Origin of the sequence: Agarivorans sp. Alg241-V36 (genome assembly GCF_900537085.1) — a bacterium.
Taxonomy (GTDB): Bacteria; Pseudomonadota; Gammaproteobacteria; order Enterobacterales; family Celerinatantimonadaceae; genus Agarivorans.
The window spans coordinates 377,419-392,435 of sequence record NZ_UNRE01000001.1 but is presented as its reverse complement, the minus strand read 5'-3'; the positions used below and the strand labels follow the sequence as shown (position 1 = coordinate 392,435).

Here is a 15,017-nt window from a genome sequence, read left to right as displayed (position 1 = left end):
TAACTAAGACTTAAACTGCTGTAAACGTAGTACTTTATCTAGCACGCCATTAACAAACTTGTGGCTATCTTCAGCGGCGAATGACTTAGCTAATTCAATCGCTTCGTTAATCACAACTTTAGGTGGCACATCGCTCACCATTAACAGCTCGTAAACACCAATCAATAAAATTGCGTGTTCAACAATATCTAACTCTTCTAACTTACGAGAAAGCGAAGAGCTCATCGCTTGATCTAGCTTTTCGCTATTTGCTACTACGCCAGATAGCAGAGTAGAAAAATACGGAACATCGGCCTTACTCATATCTTGTTCGGTTAAGAACTGATGTTCGATGTTAGCAACGCTGTCCTTGGTCACCTGCCATTGATAAATTGCTTGAGTAGCAAATTGCCTAGCTTTACGACGTGCAGCTGGTTTCACAGAGAATTCCTCAAATTAAACTTCTATCTGATCAACTAAGTTGATCATTTCCAAAGCGCTTAGGGCAGCTTCGGTACCTTTATTACCCATTTTAGTGCCAGCGCGTTCAATCGCTTGCTCGATAGACTCAGTAGTAAGCACGCCAAAGGTAACTGGAATATCAAATTCCATCATAACTTGCGCTAAACCTTTGTGGCATTCGTTAGCCACTAATTCAAAGTGGTAAGTTCCACCACGAATTACCGTACCTAAAGCAATAATAGCATCGTACTTTTTGCTTGCTGCAATGCGTTTAGCAGCCAGTGGAATTTCTACTGCACCCGGCACACGAACAACAGTAATGTTGTCATCGCTAATTCCGCCTTGGCGAGTCAGGGTATCCACAGCGCCAGATAACAAGCTTTCATTAATAAAGCTGTTAAAACGAGCGATAACAATAGCCACTTTAGCGTTTGGTGTAGCTAAATTTGCTTCAATTACTTTCATACTTAATTCTGCCTTTTCTTTGAGTCCATCAAAAAAATCGCGCTATTCTAGCACAACTAATCAGCTAGGCCCTTAATAAAATTATTTACAACTAATACAGGAATTATTCTTGGTCGATGTACTCAACCACTTCTAAACCAAAGCCCGATAAAGCGTGGTAGCGTTTAGGCGAACTTAACAAACGCATTTTACTCACGCCCAAATCGGCTAATATTTGCGAGCCCACACCCACGGTACGTGAAGCGCTTTGTGCTTGTTTTTGTGCTGGGGTTTCACCACGATCTTGCAATGCAAAGGCCTTAACTTGGTCAATCAAGTTATCGGCTTTGTCATCAGTGCTAAGCAATACCAACACACCATTTTCTTGAGCAATTTTTCCTAAGGCCTTGTCTAGTGGCCAGCTCATTTTTCCAGCTCGATCACTGCCTAATAAATCACTAAAGGTATTGTGCAAGTGCACGCGCACTAAAGTGGCTTCATCTTCTTTAATCTCACCCGCTTGCATAACAAAGTGCACTTTTTCATCGATGGTATCGCGGTAGGTAATCAGCTTGAAATCACCATGGCGACTTGGCATTTTACATTCTGCCACGCGTTCAATAGTAGTTTCGTTGTTATTACGGTATTCGATGAGATCGGCAATAGTGCCCATCTTTAAGTCGTGTTCTTTACAAAATACTTCGAGATCGGGGCGCCGTGCCATGGTGCCGTCTTGATTAAGGATCTCAACAATCACTGCTGCCGGCTCTCGTCCTGCTAAACGGGCTAGATCGGTTCCCGCTTCGGTGTGACCTGCGCGGGTTAATACGCCGCCTTCTTGCGCCATTAAAGGGAAAATATGGCCAGGCATTACAATGTCGCTAGGTTTTGCATCACGTGCTACCGCAGCTTGAACCGTGCGCGAACGGTCGGCTGCAGAAATACCGGTGGTCACTCCTTGAGCAGCCTCGATAGATACCGTGAAGTTAGTGGCAAACTGCTCGGTATTTACGTCAACCATCAGCGGCAACTTAAGTTGTTGGCAGCGCTGTTTAGTCATTGGCAAACAAATCAATCCACGACCATAGGTAGCCATGAAGTTAATGGCCTCTGGCGTTACCATGTCGGCAGCCATGATCAAATCACCTTCGTTCTCGCGATCTTCGTCATCCATTAACACCACCATTTTACCATGGCGTAAATCTTCAATAATTTCTTCGATACTGCTTAGTGACATAGCAAAACCTTTATTACCTTTGAGGGAGAGTATTTATTGTTAATAGAGCATCTTTATTACGCAGCTACTTTAAAAAGCCGTGCTGTGCCAAAAATGCAGTATTTATTTTTGAATCGTTAGTGTTCTCATCAGCATAGCCGATTAAACGCTCTACATAGCGAGCAATCACATCAACTTCTACGTTAATTTTTTGCCCCGGAGCCCAAGCGCCAATGGTTGTTTGCTCGGCTGTATGGGGAATAATGGTTAAACGTAGCTGTTGCTGTTGTACTTCATTCACCGTTAAGCTAATTCCATCTACGGTTATCGATCCTTTATGCGCAATGTAACGTGCTAGATCATGGGGAACCTTTAGCCAGATATTAATCGCCCGAGCACTTGGACTAATGCTGACAACTTCGGCTAAGCCATCAACATGGCCACTGACAATATGGCCACCAAATCGATTAGTGGCTAACATCGCTTTTTCTAAGTTCACTTTGTCGCCCTGCTTACATTTAGCCAGCGAAGTTAAACTTAAAGTCTCGGTGGATACATCAGCGCAAAAGTGTTCCGCGCTGAAATCGACCACAGTTAAGCATATACCGTTTACCGCGATACTATCGCCAAGCCTTACATCTGACATATCTAAGTCGACAGTGGCGATGTTTAATCGCACGTCGCCACTGCGTTTTTCAATGCGAGAAATTTTGCCTAGGGCTTCAATTATTCCAGTAAACATTAATGTGTGCCCTGTGCTTGGGGGATCCAGATAGTTTTAATGTCGGGGCCAATACGGCGAGTTTCAAGGCATTGCCAAGAATTTAAGGCATCCATTGACTGATAACCCTCTAGGCCCACCAAACTATGAGCATCGGCTCCCATCAACAAACCTGCTTGATAACAAATAAGTTGATCAACTAAGTTGGCTTGAATTAGCGCCGCAGCAAAGTTAGCCCCAGCCTCAACCCAAATATCATTGACTTCAGCTTCAGCCAGTTGCTGCATTAATTGCTGCAAAAAGCTCGGCGTATCTTCAATCACCAGCTGTTTTGCAGCTGGCAATTGCGCTTGCGGCCGATGACCAGCCAGCCACAGTGACTCACTATGTTTAAAAATATTAAGGTCTTGAGCGGCTTCAGCAAGACGCTGTTTACGGTCAATGATCACCCGTAGCGGCTGGCGAAGACTTGCTTCATCTAGCTGAGTAGCAAGGCTAGCAAGTTCATTAAACCTAACGTTTAGCTTAGCGTTATCACGAATAACCGTAGTAGCGGTAGATAAAATAGCATGGCTGGCTGCTCGTTCTCTTTGCACATCACTGCGAGACTGAGCAGAGGTAATCCACTTACTTTCACCATTAGCCAAGGCTGTTTTAGCATCAATAGAGCCAGCAAGTTTTAAGCGCACAAAAGGACGCTTACGCTCTACACGGCTGAGAAAGCCTGGGTTAAGTGCGCGCGCGGCCTGTTCCATAAGGCCTGTTCGAACCTTAATTCCAGCCTCTTCAAGACGCTTTATGCCACGCCCAGCCACTTGAGGGTTAGGATCAACCATAGCGATAACCACTTCGGCCACTTGCAGCTCGACTAACATGGTGGCGCAAGCTGGTGTTCTGCCTACATGACTACAGGGTTCAAGGGTGACATAACAGGTCGCCCCTTTTAAACTAAAACCGCCTTGCTTGGCGTCTGCCACCGCATTTACTTCGGCATGCCCTTCACCGGCTTTTCGGTGAAAACCTTCACCGATAACTTGACCGTCTTTTACTAATACACAACCCACATTAGGGTTGGGTGCCGTGGTATACCTTCCACGCTTAGCAAGAGCAATGGCTTTTGCCATAAACTGGCAGTCTTGAATACTAAAGCTCACTTACTTTTCCAACTTAGCAATTTCATCGCTAAATTCTTTGATATCTTCAAAGGAGTGATAAACCGAAGCAAAGCGCACATAGGCCACTTTATCTAAGCCAATCAATTGCTCCATAACAATTTTTCCAATGAACTTAGTGGCGACTTCGCGCTCGCCGGTGGCCCGTAATTGCGACTTAATTTTATTAACCGCTTGCTCTACTTGATCAACACTCACCGGACGTTTTTCTAATGCGCGCATCATGCCTGCACGCATTTTCTCTTCGTTAAAGGGTTCCCTAATGCCGTTGCCTTTAATCACTCTTGGCATAACCAGTTCGGCCAGCTCAAAAGAGGTAAAGCGCTCATGGCATTCTAAGCATTCACGACGCCTTCTTACTTGGTGGCCATCGGCAACCAAACGCGAGTCAATAACCTTAGTTTCATGAGCAGAACAAAATGGACAATGCATGGGAGATCCCTTATTCGAATATCCGGCAATTTTATCTGCTAAACCGCCAGAGGTACAGGTTAGCTAAAGCGTAACTATCGAAAATACCGATAATTCCTTTGAATGAATAGGGTCTTGGCCACAGAGAATAGCGCCAAGCTAGTGACGAGAGGAAAATGAGGATTAGCTCTCACTTTAGCCAACACACCAAATACCTCCCCTTTAGCCCCTAGCTTATTAAGCGACTGATTAGCCTAAAGTTAACGATATTACACAAGCATACAGTGCTTACGTAGTAACCAATTACTACCGCTTAACTTCCCACTCAAGTTAGGCTGAAGCAAAAATGTAAACAACTTGTTAAGGAATACATCATGGCGAAGGTACTGATTATTGCAGGTGACTTTGTAGAAGATTACGAATTAATGGTGCCCTTTCAGGCACTGCAAATGGTTGGTCATGAAGTAATCGCCACCTGCCCAGAAAAACGTAGTGGTGAACAAATTAAAACCGCTATTCACGACTTTGAAGGCGACCAAACCTATACCGAAAAGCCAGGGCACAACTTCACCTTAAATGGCAGTTTTGCTGACATTGACACCGATGAATTTGACGCTCTATTACTGCCTGGCGGGCGTGCTCCGGAATACTTGCGCTTAAACGCTAAGGTCTTAGAAATAATTAAAGCCTTTGCCGATAAACAACTGCCTATAGCGGCAATTTGCCATGGCGCGCAGCTATTAACAGCGGCAGGTATTGCCTCTGGGAGACAGATTTCTGCCTATCCGGCTTGCGCCCCTGAGGTTACCGCTGCTGGCGGCGATTATGCCGATATTGCCGTTGACCAAGCCGTCACCGATGGAAACTTGGTCACCGCTCCAGCTTGGCCTGCCCACCCACAATGGCTGGCTCAATTTAATAAGTTATTGGCTTAATACCAAAGTGAAACGGCAAAAGTTGACTTTATATACCATGATTAGACTTCGGTTTAATCATGGTGGATTTGGCTATGTGTGAAATTTATTCTGGCACCGAAGCAGAGTTGTTCGAATTAAAGTCTCGTTCTGTACGTTTAGATGGCGTGGTCACCAGTATTCGCTTAGAAGCTATTTTTTGGCAACTACTGGAACAAATAGCCGAAGAGGCCAACCTTAGTTTGGCAGGCTTTTTAACGCAAATTTACCATGAGGTATTACAACGAGATGAAAAGGTAGGCAATTTTACATCTTTACTTAGAGTGGCCTGCACCACCCACCTTAATCAAGGTAAGCGATTAGCATTAACTAAGCCCTCGCTTAATCAAGCAGATTCAGGCAAGTCCATTGCCAATGGTTTTGTTTAATGCGCGCAAACTAAGAAATGATGAACAGCATAAAACTGCCCCAAATAACAAACTGCATAATCATTAGTCTTTTTGCGCTAGCCACAGGATTCATGTCCATGGTGATTCTCTCTTGTTAACAATTACCATCTACCGCTGGTAATTTGACTTATCAATTAGGTCTTAAAAGCTGAGCAATTTCAGTACCAACTGTATATTTCTCAGGCTAAAACCTAGCCTATCCCTCCTTGGTTTGTGTTCCTATTCACATTTAGTCTTAATTATCCGTAGTTTGACTAGCAAACGAAAACAAAAAAAGGAGGCCCAAAGCCTCCTTTCTATTATTCCGTCAATCCCTGACTTTTACATGCTTACTTAAGCGTAGACCGGGAAACGTTGGCAAAGTTCTAACACTTGGCCTTTAACACGTTCAATTACCGCTTCGTCTTGTAAATTATCTAATACATCACAAATCCAACCCGCTAACTCTTTAGAAGCGGCTACATCTAAGCCACGACGAGTAATTGCAGGAGTACCAATACGTAGACCACTGGTTACGAATGGTGAACGCGGATCGTTTGGAACCGAGTTTTTGTTTACGGTGATGTTTGCGCGGCCTAATGCTGCGTCAGCGTCTTTACCAGTGATGTCTTTGTCGATTAAATCAACCAAGAACAAGTGGTTTTCAGTGCCGTTAGATACAATTTTGTAACCACGCTCTTGCAGTACAGCTACCATTGCTTTGGCATTGTCTAATACGTTTTGCTGGTATTGCTTGAACTCTGGCTCCATCGCTTCTTTGAACGCAACCGCTTTAGCAGCAATAACGTGCATTAAAGGACCACCTTGACCACCTGGGAATACCGCAGAGTTTAGTTTCTTCTCTACTTCTTCGTTGGCACGCGCCAAAATCAAACCACCGCGTGGACCTGCTAGAGTTTTGTGAGTAGTAGTTGTTACTACATCAGCAACAGGTACTGGGTTAGGGTATAAACCAGCAGCCACTAAACCGGCAATGTGGGCCATATCTACGAACAGGTAAGCACCTACTTCGTCAGCGATATCGCGGAAGCGTTGCCAATCAACCACACCAGAGTATGCTGAGAAACCAGCAATAATCATTTTAGGTTTGTGTTCTTTAGCTAAACGCTCTACTTCTGCGTAATCTAGCTCACCAGTTTCAGGGTTAATACCGTACTGAACTGCGTTGTAAATTTTACCTGAGAAGCTAACGCTTGCACCGTGAGTTAAGTGACCACCGTGGGCTAAGCTCATGCCTAGTACCGTGTCACCTGCTTTCAACAAAGCCATGAAAACAGCAGAGTTTGCTTGCGAACCAGCGTGTGGTTGCACGTTTGCGTAATCTGCTCCAAAAAGTTGCTTGGCACGTTCAATGGCCAATACTTCAGCTTTGTCTACATACTCACAACCACCATAGTAACGCTTACCAGGGTAACCTTCGGCGTACTTATTAGTAAGGTAAGAGCCTTGCGCTTCCATTACTCGTGGGCTGGCGTAGTTCTCAGAAGCAATCAGCTCAATGTGCTCTTCTTGACGAACTTCTTCTTTAGTAATGGCTTGCCATAATTCGGCATCGTAATCGGCGATATTCATATCACGCTTTAACATCAGTATCTCCTGACTCTTTTGTTACATGTTGGTGGGTGATTTTTCGAAGGCGCATTCTAACCTGAGTCCTTTTCAGATCACAGCAATTTTTTTACGCTATACATCGATTTAACTGAACAAATGTAACAATTAACCGCTAGTACACTTCAAAGCCGTAGTGTGCGTTTAGCCTGTTGCATTTGCAATTGCCTCATTAGCTGCTTTGATCTTTATGAAATTAATTCACGTTAATTTAAGCATTACATCTCACCGCTACACAGGGTAAGATGATAATGATTATCATCCACAATTAGAGTTTTATTATGTTACTTCGTCTCTCTGGCCTCTTTTTAGCACTTTCCTTTTTATCGGCTTGTAGCTCCACCGCTCCTACTGAGGACTCCGCACAAGCAAGCAGTATTCAGCTCGAGACTTACTATGACTACGTGCTATATAACCCAAACGACCAACAGATTATCGAAAATACCCAGACTCTGGCTATGCAGCTAGCTGACTCTCAGGTAGTTCTGTTTGGCGAATACCATAGCCACCCTGCTATTCACTTAGCTCAGCTGCGTTTGCTCGAAGCACTATACCAACAGCAAAATCAACTCAGTTTATCCATGGAGCAATTTAATCGCAGTCAACAAACAGTGGTAAATAGCTATTTAACTAATGAAATAGGCGAAGAGTGGCTAATTAAGCAAACTAAGGCTTGGGACAACTACCGTTCTGATTACCGCCCATTAGTAGAATTTGCCAAAGATAAACAACTTACAGTGGTTGCAGCCAATGCCCCACGTGAACATGTTCGCTGTATTGGCCAACAAGGCTTAGGCTATTTAGAGGGTTTAGAAGAATCGGAACGTGCCAAACTTGCCCAAGACTTCACGACCGATGACCCTGCCTACCAACAGCGCCTTTTTGGCAACGCCCATCACGGCGATAGCGAACGAAGCAATAATCACTTTTTTGCGATGTTAGCCTGGGATGAAACCATGGCTGAATCGATTGTTAAGCAGTTAGAAAATCAATCCACTCAGCAGGTGATGCATACTGTGGGCAATTTTCATATTGAGCAGCGTCAAGGCACCTACTCGAGGGTAGAGCAACGCCTCAATGGTCAAAAAGTTAGCTCTTTAGTAGCGATAAACCATAATGAGTTTGAAAAGTTAAACCAACAGCAGAAAAAAGCCTTAGGTGATTACCTCATTGTGGTTAAAGGCCTGCCTAAACGCTACCAAAACAAAGCCAATCAACTGGCCGAATTTAAGCATATTAAGAAACAATCTAATAAGCAGTGTAAAATTGCTAACTAACAATTAGCTAGCGGCAATTAACTTTGTCTCTAGGCGGCGACGCCCTTTGTTGCAAAAATGTTAACAAATCAACTTAAATAACTGTATTCGCCTTATTTTTTTTTGGTTTTACTAACAAACGCTTGCAGCTTGCTCATATTGAGCCATAATCATACCAGCGGCTCACTCAATTGCAGTGAATAGCTTTGCTTAAACGAATCAACGATTGCTAACAATCGTTAGAATTGAATATAAAGGACGGACTTACCATGAATAAGTTTTTAGTTGCAGGCGCTATTGCTTCTACCATTTTACTAGCGGGTTGTTCTTCAAACACTACCGCTCTAGAAAACAACGTACAATCTCTAAGCGACAAAGTTGATGCACTATCAAACGAAGTTGCAGCTCTTCGTGCAGAGCAAAGCTCTTTGAGTGGCGACATCAAGTCAGCTCAAATGAGTGCTGACCAAGCTAAAGCTGAAGCGATGCGCGCTAACGAACGTATCGACAACATCGCATCTTCTTACACTAAGTAAGTTAATCGTGATGTAAAAAAAGGTGATGCTAAGCATCACCTTTTTTTTATCCTTGTTTCTCCCCCACCGACAACGCTATACCCTGCTGGTTTTTCAAAGCTTGATTGACTACCGATGAATCAACCCCTGATTGAGTAATAAACTTAATATCATCTCGGCTAAGTTGTAAGGACGTTGCTTGAGTCACTTCTTCCTCAGAGCGATTAAGTGGTTGGTGCACTTCTAATAAAAATTCGCCACTAGGTTCCAGTGAATGTTTAATAGATTGATTGATTATTCTAACCGGGGTTTTCAGGTTAACTTGCGAAAACAAATACTCGATGTCATCGGGAAACAAGCGAATACAACCAGAGCTCACTCGCAAACCAACACCAAATTCTTTATTAGTGCCATGGATTAAATACTCACCGTTTCCATAGGCTAAGCGCAAAGCATATTCACCCAGAGGGTTTTCCGGCCCAGCTTGCACAACGGGCGGCAAGATAATGCCTTTAGCGGCATATTCGTTACGAATATTTTGCGTAGGAGTCCAGGTTGGCTGCTCGCGCTTTTGACTAATGTAGGTAGACATTTCTGGTGTTTCTCGACCAATTCTACCAATACCAATTGGCAGCACGTCTACCTCGGTGCTATTTGGGCGAAAGTAGTACAAGCGCAGCTCAGCTAAGTTTACCACTACCCCTTTACGCTCCACATCGGGTAGCAAAATTTGAGTGGGGATAAGAAGCTCGGTGTCTTCTTCAGGTAAAAATGGGTCAACCCCTTTGTTGGCAGCCATTACAGCTAAAAAGCCAACACCATAACGTTCGGCAATAAGGGCGATGGTTTCGCCTTTTTGTACCCGGTGCCATTGGTTACCACCCAACAAACGACTGCCATCTTCTGGTAAATCGTAGGTTAAAGCGGAAACTGAAAATGCCATACAAAGGGCAATACAGGCTACTAGAATCTGTTTCATTTAATCTGCAGTATCAAATTGTGATAAAGCCAACATACCATTATTGTTTAGCAAATTCGACTAGCGCTCTCTGCTTACTCATACTAAAAACAAGTAGATACCCCAGCTTTATACTGCTTCACTACGCAACATCAAAAAACCACCGCATAAAGTGCCTAACAACGCTAGCTTCCGTCTACGAAGCCAGTATCATAGCGGTAGATAATTGTTAGCGAATTGGCGTGTATGCTTTAGCAACATAAAGATTCGAATATAGACCTTTTAAAGGAACGGCAAATGGCCCAATTTATTTATACGATGAACCGCGTTGGTAAAATCGTTCCCCCTAAAAAACACATTCTTAAAAACATCTCTTTAAGCTTTTTCCCAGGCGCTAAAATTGGTGTGTTAGGTTTAAACGGCTCGGGTAAATCTACCCTACTACGCATTATGGCCGGTATTGATACCGAGATTGAGGGAGAAGCACGCGCCAACCCAGGTACCAAAATTGGTTACCTAGCTCAAGAACCGCAAATGGATTTAGATAAAACCGTTCGCGAAGTGGTTGAGGAAGCAGTTGCCGTTGTAAAAAATGCTCAAGTTCGATTAGACGAAGTTTACGCAGCCTACGCAGAGCCTGATGCAGACTTCGACGCCCTTGCTAAAGAACAAGGTGAGCTGGAAGCTATTTTGGCTACGCACGATTCGCACAGCTTAGAAAACCAGCTTGAGCGCGCCGCCGATGCTTTGCGTCTGCCAGAGTGGGACCAAAAAATTGAAAAGCTATCGGGTGGTGAACGCCGCCGCGTAGCGCTATGTCGCTTATTACTAGAAAAGCCAGACATGTTATTGCTCGATGAACCTACTAACCACTTGGATGCCGAGTCGGTTGCTTGGTTAGAACGCTTTTTACATGACTACGAAGGTACTGTTGTGGCAGTAACCCACGATAGATACTTCTTAGATAACGTTGCTGGTTGGATTCTAGAACTTGACCGCGGCGAAGGTATTCCTTGGGAAGGTAACTACTCGTCTTGGCTAGAACAAAAAGAAGACCGCTTAAGCCAAGAAGCTTCTCAAGAAAAAGCACGCATGAAGTCGATTCAAAAAGAATTGGAGTGGGTTCGCTCAAATGCTAAAGGTCGCCAAAGCAAAAGCAAAGCGCGTATGGCTCGCTTTGAAGAGCTTAATACTCAAAGCTTCCAAAGCCGCAACGAGACCAACGAACTGTTTATTCCTGCTGCGCAACGCCTGGGTGACAAGGTTATTGATGTAAACAACCTAAGCAAGGCTTATGACGGACGAGTACTGATTAATGACTTGTCTTTCAGTATCCCTAAAGGTGCCATTGTTGGCATTATTGGTCCTAACGGTGCTGGTAAATCTACCTTATTCCGCATGCTTACTGGTGCTGAAAAAGCCGATTCAGGCGATATCGAAATTGGTGACAGCGTGCAAATCGCCAGCGTAGATCAGTTCCGTGATGACATGGATAACAACGCAACCGTATGGCAAGAAGTATCGGGTGGCTCTGACATTCTAAAAATTGGCAATGTAGAAATCCCAAGCCGTGCTTATGTGGGTCGTTTCAACTTTAGAGGTGGCGATCAGCAAAAACGTGTGGGTGAGCTATCTGGTGGTGAGCGTGGCCGCTTGCACCTCGCTAAGCTTTTACAAGCTGGCGGCAACGTATTGTTATTGGATGAACCAACCAATGACTTAGACGTAGAAACCTTGCGAGCATTGGAAAATGCCTTATTAGAGTTTGCTGGTTGTGCCATGGTTATTTCACACGACCGTTGGTTCTTAGACCGTATCGCTACCCACATTCTTGATTATCGAGATGAAGGCCAAGTGAACTTCCATGCGGGTAACTTTACCGAATACGAAGCATGGCTCAAGGAAACCATTGGCGAAGAAGCTGCCCAGCCTCATCGCATTAAATACAAACGTATTAACTAAGCTGAGTTAATACCAAAAAGGCCACCTCACGGTGGCCTTTTTTAATTCTTAAGCTTTATCTAGCTCAAGCTCTCTAACAAAGATTTGGCAGCTTCGTATTCAGAGAACTGCTGGTCTAAGTCTAAGGCTGCTTCAACTTCGGTCTTCGCCTCGGCTTTGCGTCCTAGCTTATTGAGTGCAAATGCTAAGTGATAACGAATTGCCGCATCTGATGCATTCATTGTGTAGGCTTCTCGCAAATAAACCAAGCCCTGATCTACGTTACCGCGCTGTACTTCTATCCATCCAATGGTGTCTAAAATAGCGGCATTTTTGGCGCCTTGCTCCACTACCTGAGCAACAGTTTGATAAGCTTTATCTAAGTCTTGGCTGGAGTAGATATTCGCCAAGTTATTTAATATCCCTGGATCTTGCTTTAATGCCGGTAAGGTCAACAAATCTTCATAGTGTTGTTGCGCTTTATCTAGCTGCTTATGGTGTAAATAGCTGTCTGCCAGAATACGTTTATGCCAAGCCAGCTCAGCAGCAGTTGTGACCAAACCTTCCATTTGTTGGTGAAAAGCATCATTGGCAATGTCTTGTTTGGCCAGTTGATACAAACGCACCACCGCTTCTCGATTGAAAGCATTCAGCTCTACAGCTTTACTGTATTGTTGCTGCGCTTGTAGCTTCTGGCTTTTGTGCATTTGAATATCGCCTTGCAAAAGATACAACTGGCTGCTTTCGCCAAATTTGCTGGCTAAATCTGCCACCGTTTTTTCAGCCGCTTCCAAGTCATTTTGTTCTAGCTCTACTTTGGTGAGTAAGACCAAAGTAGACATATTATCGGGGGCCAGCTGATGAGATTTTAATAGGGAACTCTTGGCATTTGTTAGCTGTTTTGCTTGAGCCTGCATTCTGGCTAAGCCTATCAACTTATTTGGCTGCTCTTTCCAAAGGCTGTCTAATAAACCTAAGGGATAGTCAGCATCTTCATAACGCTCTAGTCGAATCAATATTTCAGCATAAGCACTTAAGTAACGCTCATTTAGAATGTATTCGCGATTTAGCTTCTCGACTTCTGCTAGGGCTTTTGTCCATTGAGCTGTTTGCATATAAGTATCAAGCTTTAGCTCACGAGCCTGACGGTTGTCTTGATCGTACAACAACACTTTGTCTAATTGCTCAGTTGCTTGAGGATAGCTATTTTGTTCAAGATGAATGCGGGCAGCCAATAGATGACTAGGCGTGTGCTGTTTATTCACTGCTAGTAACTGCTCTAGGATTTGTAGTGCGTCTTTAGCACTACCCTGGGCTCTTAGCACCACCGCTTTGTTAAAGCTCGCACCTATATTATTTGGATTGCTAGCCAACACTTCATCTAAGTAACGAAGCGCAAGCTCGGCCTGTTCTGTTTTAATGTAATAGGCAGCAATCAAGTTCTGCGCATTGGCGTTGTTTATATTCCGGGCGATTAAGCTTTCGATAACCGGCTTAGCCTGGTCAAACTTGTTCAGCTCTAAAGCCAGCTCACCTTTCAACTGTAGCCACTTTATTGGTGCGTTTTCCTCAGTAAAAGGCAGCTCTTTTAACAAACTTAATGCCCGTTCTGGCTCATCACTTGCCCTTGCTAGTTCTGCATCTAAAATCACCATGTAATTTGAGTCGCTATGGTAAGCTCGAATTTGCTCGAAAGCTTGATGGGCAGCACGTAACCTGCCGGAATCGATGTACAAATAAACCAATTGAACCGACAAAGCTAAGTCACGAATAATGTAGTCAAAATGATCTTGCAAAAGTAGCTGCAGCTTGTAGGACTCATTGTTGCGAAGATACAGTTTAGAAAGCATCCGGGTAGCCCCGAGATCACTTGGCTTTTGACGCAAATACTGGCTCAAGTACTGTTGGGCTTTTTCATCGTTTTCTAGAATAAACTCCGAAGCGCCCTGAATGAACAGTAAGGTATTTGCGTCGGTTAGCTCGTCAGTTTCTGCCGCAGAGACCTTTTGGGATAAATCCGCTAAGGCCTGTTCTGCCATTTCGGTATTGTCTTCACCCGCAAACAAGGTAGCGCCAATTAATATCGCAGTTGGATCATTGGGTGTTTGTTCTTGGATTTGCTTCAAGTAGCGCTTAGCTTGCTCTGTTTGATTAAGCTTAAGGTGAGTCATCACTAAGCTGCGCAAAATTTTGGGGTCTTGTGGGTCTAGCTGATAAGCCGTTTGATAATGCTCCAAGGCAAGTGTTAGGTTTTTCTGGTTTGCAGCCAAATCTCCTTTCAATAACCAAGTTCTCTCGTTGTTCTTAGCTATCTGTAAGGAACGTTCAATCCATTGTTCAGCAAGCACGTACTCTTTTTGTCTCAAATATAAAGTGGCTAAGGTATTCATAGCGCTAGGTTTATTTGGCATAAGCTTGGTAGCTTGCTCAAATTCACTACGTGCTAATTCGGGCTGAGATTTCTGTAAGTAAATTCGACCGCGCAATAACTTCCATTCGAACTGAGTAGTTTTTGAAAACTCATTGACTCGCTCTTCAAAGGCCAGCAATTCGTTAGTTTTACCCTGCAACATCAGAATATTACCTAGAAGTGGCAATACCAAGTTAATATCAGCACCTAAAGCTAAGGCTTCTTCTAACTGCTTTTCAGCAGAGCCTAAGTTATTCGCGTTAAAGTATACTTTTGCGAGTAGTAGTTTTGAGGAGAGGTGTTCGGGGTTAGCTTTTAGGGCATTTTTTAAATGGATGAAGGCTTCATTCTCTTCCCCACTATGGAAAGCTTTAACGGCAAGTTCGTACTCATTAGCCTGCTGATCAGCAAAGCTAAGATTTGTGGCACACAGTAAACACAGAGCTACCAAAAGTTTGTTCATTATCAAAGCTAATTCCTTGTTGCTTCAAGGGCTAGTCAGTTCAGCCTTAAACAGTATCTAATGAACAGGTAGTAAAAAAAAGACAAAAAAATACGAAA

The 15,017-nt window shown here is 43.8% G+C and carries 14 protein-coding genes; 5 read left to right on the top strand and 9 right to left on the bottom strand.

Annotation, left to right across the window (positions count from 1 at the left end):
- Positions 1-3: 3 nt before the first annotated feature.
- The 6 genes from nusB to nrdR all read right to left on the bottom strand — a co-directional run bounded on the left by nusB (position 4) and on the right by nrdR (position 4,426).
- Entirely contained in the window at positions 4-420 is a 417-nt protein-coding gene (gene nusB, locus G6R11_RS01870) for a transcription antitermination factor NusB (protein WP_163130946.1), read from the bottom strand.
- Positions 421-435: 15 nt separating this feature from the next.
- Positions 436-906, bottom strand: a complete 471-nt coding sequence (gene ribE, locus G6R11_RS01865; RefSeq protein WP_016402692.1) for a 6,7-dimethyl-8-ribityllumazine synthase — start codon at positions 904-906, stop codon at positions 436-438.
- Positions 907-1,009: 103 nt separating this feature from the next.
- Positions 1,010-2,122 (bottom strand): bifunctional 3,4-dihydroxy-2-butanone-4-phosphate synthase/GTP cyclohydrolase II, encoded by a 1,113-nt coding sequence (ribBA, locus tag G6R11_RS01860; RefSeq protein ID WP_163130944.1) that lies wholly within the window; start codon positions 2,120-2,122, stop codon positions 1,010-1,012.
- Between the two features lie 64 nt (positions 2,123-2,186).
- Positions 2,187-2,843, bottom strand: coding sequence for a riboflavin synthase (locus G6R11_RS01855; RefSeq protein ID WP_163130942.1), 657 nt, complete (start codon positions 2,841-2,843; stop codon positions 2,187-2,189).
- Positions 2,843-3,976 (bottom strand): bifunctional diaminohydroxyphosphoribosylaminopyrimidine deaminase/5-amino-6-(5-phosphoribosylamino)uracil reductase RibD, encoded by a 1,134-nt coding sequence (ribD, locus tag G6R11_RS01850; RefSeq protein ID WP_240352376.1) that lies wholly within the window; start codon positions 3,974-3,976, stop codon positions 2,843-2,845. The genes G6R11_RS01855 and ribD overlap by 1 nt, the downstream gene beginning before the upstream one ends.
- Positions 3,977-4,426 (bottom strand): transcriptional regulator NrdR, encoded by a 450-nt coding sequence (nrdR, locus tag G6R11_RS01845; RefSeq protein WP_163130939.1) that lies wholly within the window; start codon positions 4,424-4,426, stop codon positions 3,977-3,979.
- Between the two features lie 353 nt (positions 4,427-4,779).
- Here nrdR and G6R11_RS01840 point away from each other — a divergent pair, with 353 nt between their 5' ends.
- Together G6R11_RS01840 and G6R11_RS01835 are read left to right on the top strand one after the other, a co-directional pair.
- On the top strand, positions 4,780-5,340 hold the full coding sequence (locus tag G6R11_RS01840; RefSeq protein WP_163130937.1) for a DJ-1/PfpI family protein: 561 nt from the start codon (positions 4,780-4,782) through the stop codon (positions 5,338-5,340).
- A gap of 74 nt (positions 5,341-5,414) precedes the next feature.
- The gene (locus G6R11_RS01835; RefSeq protein ID WP_163130936.1) at positions 5,415-5,747 is read left to right on the top strand and encodes a ribbon-helix-helix domain-containing protein; all 333 of its coding nucleotides are present in this window, start codon (positions 5,415-5,417) and stop codon (positions 5,745-5,747) included.
- Between the two features lie 354 nt (positions 5,748-6,101).
- Here the strand turns inward: G6R11_RS01835 and glyA are convergent, their stop codons facing one another.
- Positions 6,102-7,355 carry a serine hydroxymethyltransferase gene (gene glyA / locus G6R11_RS01830; RefSeq protein WP_016402684.1) on the bottom strand — a complete coding sequence of 418 codons (1,254 nt, stop codon included), beginning with the start codon at positions 7,353-7,355 and terminating at the stop codon, positions 6,102-6,104.
- Positions 7,356-7,657: 302 nt separating this feature from the next.
- On the opposite strand from glyA, the gene G6R11_RS01825 reads away from it, so the two are divergent.
- Positions 7,658-8,653, top strand: a complete 996-nt coding sequence (locus G6R11_RS01825; RefSeq protein WP_163130934.1) for a ChaN family lipoprotein — start codon at positions 7,658-7,660, stop codon at positions 8,651-8,653.
- 248 nt (positions 8,654-8,901) lie between these two features.
- Entirely contained in the window at positions 8,902-9,168 is a 267-nt protein-coding gene (locus G6R11_RS01820) for an Lpp/OprI family alanine-zipper lipoprotein (protein ID WP_016402681.1), read from the top strand.
- Between the two features lie 46 nt (positions 9,169-9,214).
- On the opposite strand, the gene G6R11_RS01815 is transcribed toward G6R11_RS01820, so the two are convergent.
- The gene (locus G6R11_RS01815) at positions 9,215-10,126 is read right to left on the bottom strand and encodes a L,D-transpeptidase family protein (RefSeq protein ID WP_163130932.1); all 912 of its coding nucleotides are present in this window, start codon (positions 10,124-10,126) and stop codon (positions 9,215-9,217) included.
- Between the two features lie 276 nt (positions 10,127-10,402).
- On the opposite strand from G6R11_RS01815, the gene ettA reads away from it, so the two are divergent.
- Entirely contained in the window at positions 10,403-12,067 is a 1,665-nt protein-coding gene (ettA, locus tag G6R11_RS01810; protein ID WP_163130930.1) for an energy-dependent translational throttle protein EttA, read from the top strand.
- A 59-nt stretch (positions 12,068-12,126) separates the two neighbouring features.
- Here the strand turns inward: ettA and G6R11_RS01805 are convergent, their stop codons facing one another.
- The gene (locus G6R11_RS01805; protein WP_163130928.1) at positions 12,127-14,919 is read right to left on the bottom strand and encodes a tetratricopeptide repeat protein; all 2,793 of its coding nucleotides are present in this window, start codon (positions 14,917-14,919) and stop codon (positions 12,127-12,129) included.
- Positions 14,920-15,017 lie beyond the last annotated feature (98 nt).

Coding starts and splice junctions, on each gene's coding strand:
- nrdR (WP_163130939.1), bottom strand. CDS start 4,426: ATGCATTGTCCATTTTGTTCTGCTCATGAAACTAAGGTTATTGACTCG.
- G6R11_RS01835 (WP_163130936.1), top strand. CDS start 5,415: ATGTGTGAAATTTATTCTGGCACCGAAGCAGAGTTGTTCGAATTAAAG.
- ettA (WP_163130930.1), top strand. CDS start 10,403: ATGGCCCAATTTATTTATACGATGAACCGCGTTGGTAAAATCGTTCCC.
- ribBA (WP_163130944.1), bottom strand. CDS start 2,122: ATGTCACTAAGCAGTATCGAAGAAATTATTGAAGATTTACGCCATGGT.
- G6R11_RS01805 (WP_163130928.1), bottom strand. CDS start 14,919: ATGAACAAACTTTTGGTAGCTCTGTGTTTACTGTGTGCCACAAATCTT.
- G6R11_RS01825 (WP_163130934.1), top strand. CDS start 7,658: ATGTTACTTCGTCTCTCTGGCCTCTTTTTAGCACTTTCCTTTTTATCG.
- G6R11_RS01855 (WP_163130942.1), bottom strand. CDS start 2,843: ATGTTTACTGGAATAATTGAAGCCCTAGGCAAAATTTCTCGCATTGAA.
- ribE (WP_016402692.1), bottom strand. CDS start 906: ATGAAAGTAATTGAAGCAAATTTAGCTACACCAAACGCTAAAGTGGCT.
- G6R11_RS01815 (WP_163130932.1), bottom strand. CDS start 10,126: ATGAAACAGATTCTAGTAGCCTGTATTGCCCTTTGTATGGCATTTTCA.
- G6R11_RS01820 (WP_016402681.1), top strand. CDS start 8,902: ATGAATAAGTTTTTAGTTGCAGGCGCTATTGCTTCTACCATTTTACTA.
- G6R11_RS01840 (WP_163130937.1), top strand. CDS start 4,780: ATGGCGAAGGTACTGATTATTGCAGGTGACTTTGTAGAAGATTACGAA.
- glyA (WP_016402684.1), bottom strand. CDS start 7,355: ATGTTAAAGCGTGATATGAATATCGCCGATTACGATGCCGAATTATGG.